This is a genomic window from uncultured Campylobacter sp., assembly GCF_938018145.1.
Taxonomy (GTDB): Bacteria; Campylobacterota; Campylobacteria; order Campylobacterales; family Campylobacteraceae; genus Campylobacter_A.
In genome coordinates this window covers 1-5,080 of the sequence record NZ_CALIII010000322.1, presented here as the reverse complement: position 1 = coordinate 5,080, position 5,080 = coordinate 1, and the positions used below count along the sequence as shown (strand labels likewise).

Below are 5,080 nucleotides of genomic sequence, written 5' to 3'. Positions count from 1 at the left end.
TACGACTACAGAATTTACATTGAAAAGTGCTCATTTTTCTCGCCTGCACCGCTTGAAAAGCGCATAAAGCTAACCGAGACGATGTGCCTGGGGTATTATTAAACCGCGTAAATTTAGGCTTTTTGGCTTAAGATTTTAGCTAAATTCGGCCGTAAAACCCGGCTCAAATTTAATCCGCGCCGAATAAACCCGGGCTTTAATCAAAATCTACCGCGCCGCGCGGAAAAAAGCGATAAATTTACGCGCTAAATTTAACGAGCTTCCTACCCTGCCGCGTTTTGCTTATCTTGCTCGGTTACGGATGTGAGTTTAGAAAGACGCTTACCGAGAAATCTTTTCGCATCGTCCACGATAGAATAAACAGTCGGCACGAAAACGAGGCTAAGTAGCGTAGAGGCCGCCAGTCCGCAAATCACGGCTACCGACATCGTCGCGCGAAACTCCGCGCCAGAGCCGCTAGCAAACACCGCAGGCGCCATACCGGCGATCATAGCTATCGTAGTCATCACGATAGGCCGCGCCCTCTCTGCGCCCGAGCTTAGCAAAGCCTGCCTAATGCCGCTTCCGCGCAGGCGCTTTTCGATGACGAAATCAACGAGCAAAATAGAGTTTTTACCCACGATAGCCATGAGCATCAAGATGCCGATGACGGCGGATAGATCAAGCGCGCCGCCGTAAAGTAGCAGACCGCCCGCCGCGCCGCCGATAGAAAGCGGAAGCGCGATAAATATCGTAGCAGGCTGCAAAAAGTCGCGGAAAAGCACGATCAAAACCAACAAAAACATCGTCACGCCAAAGCCAAGCGCGATGCTAAACTGCTCAAACATCTCGCTCATATACTCACTATCGCCGTACTCGGGCGAGGAGATGCCTTTCGGCAAATTTTGCATCGCGGGTAAGGCATAAATTTGCCCCAAAACTTCGCCTATGGTAAATCCGGGTTGCAAATCGGCCTCGACAGCGATCTTACGACGTTTATCAAACCTCTCTATGCTAGCCGCACCCTGCGAATACGAAACTTCTGCCACGCTAGAGAGCGGTACGGCCGTCCCTGTCGCGCTTTGGACGTAAATTTTACGCAAAACTTCAAGATCGTTTCTAGCGCCCTCCTCTAGGCTAACGCGGATAGGTACTTGGCGATCAGGTAGGTCAAATTTTGCCGACGCCGCGTCCGTGTCGCCTACGGTAGCGATACGCAGAGCCTCGGCTACGGCTTGGTGGCTCACGCCCAGCCTTGCGGCCTCTTTTTTGATTAAATTTACGCGGATTTCCGGCTTTTGCAGCGGTTCGTTTACTTGAGCGTTTTTTACGCCCGCAACTCCGCTCGCTTGGGATTTTATCAGCGCGGCGATTTTAGAGAGCGCGTCTGCGTCCTCGCCGGTTAGGATTACCGAGATATCGCGCGCAGCCATCTCGTTAGCGAAGGCAAATCTCATATCGCTAAATTTAGCCAGCTCCGCCCGCAGTTCGTTTTCAAACTCCTTTTGCGTAACGGCGCGCTGCTTGTGCGGTTTTAGCGTGATTAGCAGCTCGCCCTTGTGCGTTTCGCCGCCGCCTCCGGCTATAACAAAAACGGACCGCACGGCCGGGTTTTGCTTAACGACGCGGGTTAAATTTAGCAGCCTCTCGTCGGTCTGCTCTAGCGTAGATCCGGGAGTTAGAGTGATATTTACGCTGCTTCTGCCGACGTCGCTTTGAGGTAAAAATCCCGTCGGTAAAAGCGGTATGAGCGCAAAGGATCCGAGCAGCAGCAGAAAGCCGATAAAAAGCGTAAATTTACGGTGATCTAGCGTGAAATTTAGCAAATTTAGATAGGCTGCCTTTAGCTTGCCCGCTTCGCGCTCCTCTTTTGCCTCGGGTTTTAGGACGTAGGCCGCTAGCAGCGGAGTGGCTAAGCGCGCTACTAAAAGCGAAGCCAAAACCGCCGCCGCGACGGTTATGCCAAACTGCCTAAAGTACTGCCCGATACCCCCGCCGATAAAGCTAACGGGCAAAAATATCGCCACTATCGTTAGCGTAATGGCAACCACCGCAAAGCCGATATCATCAGCCGCGTCGATGGCGGCCTGATAGGGGCGTTTGCCTAAAGCTAAGTGCTTTTTGATATTTTCTATCTCCACGATCGCGTCGTCTACGAGTATGCCGATAACTAGCATGAGAGCTAGCAGAGTGATGCCGTTTAGCGTGTAGTCCAGCAGATAAAGCGCCGCAAACGTCGGCAAGATCGAAAGAGGCAGCGATATAGCCGCCACCAGCGTCGCTCGAGCGTCTCTCAAGAAAATAAACACGACCAAAACCGTCAGTATCGCGCCCTCGGCCAGCATCCAGATCGTTTGGTCGTAGCTTTGCTTAGTCTCGTTCGCCGAGGTGTATATCTCATCTATCTTTACTTCTGCATGCTCTGCGGTAAATTTAGCCAGCTCCTCCTCGACCTTTTTTATCACAACCGTATCGCTGGCGCCTTTTGAGCGCGAGACGCTAAATCCCGCCGTCTCCAGCCCGTCCATCCTAGAGCGCGATCTAACCTCGCCGTGTGAGTCCTCTACGCGAGCGATGTCGCCCAGACGGACGTTTCGGCCGCCGTCTAACCAGATAGGAGTGTTGGCTAGCCTCTCGACGCTCCTTGCGCCGCCTGTTACGCGCAGGCTGTTTTCAGCACCGTCTAAAACCGTTCTGCCAGCGGGCAAATCGGCGTTATTTTGTGCGAGCTGCTTGTTAATATAAGCGGCGTCTATCTTTAGCGAGCTAAGCGCGGCGGGATCTAAAAGCACTCTGATCTCGCGCGTAACGCCGCCTAGGCGCTTTACCTGCTGAACGCCCGGGATCGCTAGCAGCCGCCTTTTTATCTCGTTATCTATCAGGCGCGATATCTCACTTTGGTCTAATTTTACGCTTCCTACCGAATAAAACGTCAGCGCGCCGCCCTCGATGTCCACGCGCTCTACTAGCGGCGTATCGATGCCGGCTGGTAGTTCGTCTCTGATCTGCGAGATAGCGTTTCGCACGTCGTTTACGGCTCTATCGACGTCCGTCTCGATAGCAAACTCCACCGTCGTAGCCGAGCTGCCCTCGGAGATCGTAGAGCTAACGTGCCTCACGTCCGCCAGCCCGCTCACGGCGTCCTCGATGCGCCTAGTAGTCGAGCTTTCCAGCTGCGTAGGCGACGCTCCAGCCTGCGTGACCGTGACGCTAACGATAGGAAAATTTACGTTTGGGTTCGCGTTTATCGGCAGGCGCAGAAACGACGCTACGCCGCCTAAGCTAAGCGCGATAAAAAGCACGATGATAGGGATAGGATGACGGATCGCCCAAGACGAAATTTTCACTCCGCGCCCCTTTGCGCCGCTTCGCCGTCATTTACCAGCGCGGCGGCTTTTAGCGCGACCTCATCGTCCTTGCTGACACCTGAAATCACCTGAACTAGCCCGTTTGTTCTAAGTCCGATTTGGATTTTTTGCTTGACTGCTTTGCCGTCCTTTACTATAGTCGTAAACGCACCCTTTTCGGTAAAGGAAACAGCCTGTGCAGGCAGCGCTAACGCGCTAAATTCCGGCAGATCGATGACAACTTTAGCATATGAACCGATAAATTTCGCCTCGCCGTCTAGCGAAATTTTGACCTTGCCTAGGCGTGAGCTTGTATCCACGCTCACGGGCACTAGCCGCACTTTGCCTTTCACAGCCTCTTTTACGCCGTAAATTTGAGCCTGCGCGCTCATACCGACTTTTATCTGCGCTAGCTCGGCTGCGTCCGCGTCCGCAGATAGCTCGATGACGCAGTCTTTTGCGATGTTAAACAAAGCCTCGCCGCTAGTTAACGCACCGATTTGGGCTTTTTTTGCCGTTACGACGCCGCTAACGGGCGCTATCACGCTAGCTTTGCCGAGCTGATCTTTAGCCTCCGCGATCTGCGCGTCTATCTGCGAAATTTGGGCTTTTGCGGAGTTTAGATTCGCTCTGGCGCTTGCTTCTTTCGCGTTTGCTTGTTCGAGTTCTTGCGAGCTGATCGCCTTTTTTGCGGCCAAGTCTTTAGCTCGCTTTAGCGCGGAGCTAGCCTCGCTAAAAGCGGCCTTGGCGGAGTTTAAATTTTGCTTTGCGGCCTCAAGCGCGGCGGTTTGCTGGTCAAATTTCGCTTTTACGCCGGCATTATCTAGCAGGGCTAAAATTTGCCCCTTTTGCACGTTTTCGCCCACTTCGGCTAAGATTTGGGCGATTTGTTGGCCTTGCAGCGCCGAGCCTACGGCAACGTCGTCTTTAGCGACCAGCTCGCCGTGCAAATTTAGCTTTGGGCTAAATTTTGCGATCTTGGGCGAGACGACCGTGAGCTTTATGGCTTCTTCGCTTTGATTTTGCCTAGCGTCCGAATTTCTGCCGTCTCGGCCGACGTTTGTTTCGCTAGCGTCGCCGTATTTTAGGCCCGCTTGAGCCGTTTGCTTGTTTTGCGGCGGCGTTTTTCGCTCCGATTTATTTTCCTGCGCCGATTTATTTTCCTGCGCCGCCGCCGTTTGTTGCGCGGTCAAAATTAGCGCAAACGATAAAAAATATGCCTTTAAAATTTTGCCGAATTTCATAAAATTTCCCTTAGAATTAGTCTTAAAATTTATCATATTAGCAAAATTTAGGACTAAAAGTCAATCCTAAAACCTTGAAAATATTTTGGGATTTTACTAAAATTCGCCCAAAATAAAAAAGGAAAACGATGTATAACTTTGACGACCTAGGCAAAAAAATCAGCGAGATTGACGAGCGCATAGACGCGCTGATCGCTAAAACCGGGCTTAGCTACAGCGAATTTGCAGTACTTTATACACTCGCAAAAGACGGCCGTTCGACGCAAAAAAAGATCGGCCAAGAGTGGCTCATACCCAAGCAAACTGTCTTTAACGTCTGCAAGGATTTTCGCCAAAAAGGGCTAGTGCAGATAGGCGAGCAAAGCACGGATAAAAGGGAACGCGCGATGAGTCTCACGCAAAAAGGGCACGACGTAGCAGACCCTATAGTGCGCGCTAGCGACGAGCTGGGCGAGCGGGTATTTGCTAGGCTTGGCGAAAAAAACTCCGAAAAGCTATTCTCGCTGCTAA

General features: G+C 52.0%; 3 protein-coding genes and 1 pseudogene. 2 read left to right on the top strand and 2 right to left on the bottom strand.

The window, feature by feature from the left end:
* A pseudogene (locus Q0338_RS07515) lies at positions 1-102 on the top strand (cysteine permease); the annotation flags it as partial.
* A gap of 161 nt (positions 103-263) precedes the next feature.
* On the opposite strand, the gene Q0338_RS07510 reads toward Q0338_RS07515, so the two are convergent.
* Both Q0338_RS07510 and Q0338_RS07505 read right to left on the bottom strand, forming a co-directional pair.
* A complete protein-coding gene (locus tag Q0338_RS07510) occupies positions 264-3,326 on the bottom strand; it encodes an efflux RND transporter permease subunit (RefSeq protein ID WP_298086211.1) in 3,063 nt (1,020 codons plus the stop codon).
* Complete coding sequence (locus Q0338_RS07505) at positions 3,323-4,570, bottom strand: efflux RND transporter periplasmic adaptor subunit (RefSeq protein WP_298086210.1); 1,248 nt, start codon at positions 4,568-4,570, stop codon at positions 3,323-3,325. The genes Q0338_RS07510 and Q0338_RS07505 overlap by 4 nt, the downstream gene beginning before the upstream one ends.
* Before the next feature lie 128 nt (positions 4,571-4,698).
* On the opposite strand from Q0338_RS07505, the gene Q0338_RS07500 reads away from it, so the two are divergent.
* A partial coding sequence (locus tag Q0338_RS07500) for a MarR family winged helix-turn-helix transcriptional regulator (protein WP_298086209.1) occupies positions 4,699-5,080 on the top strand: 382 nt, incomplete at its 3' end.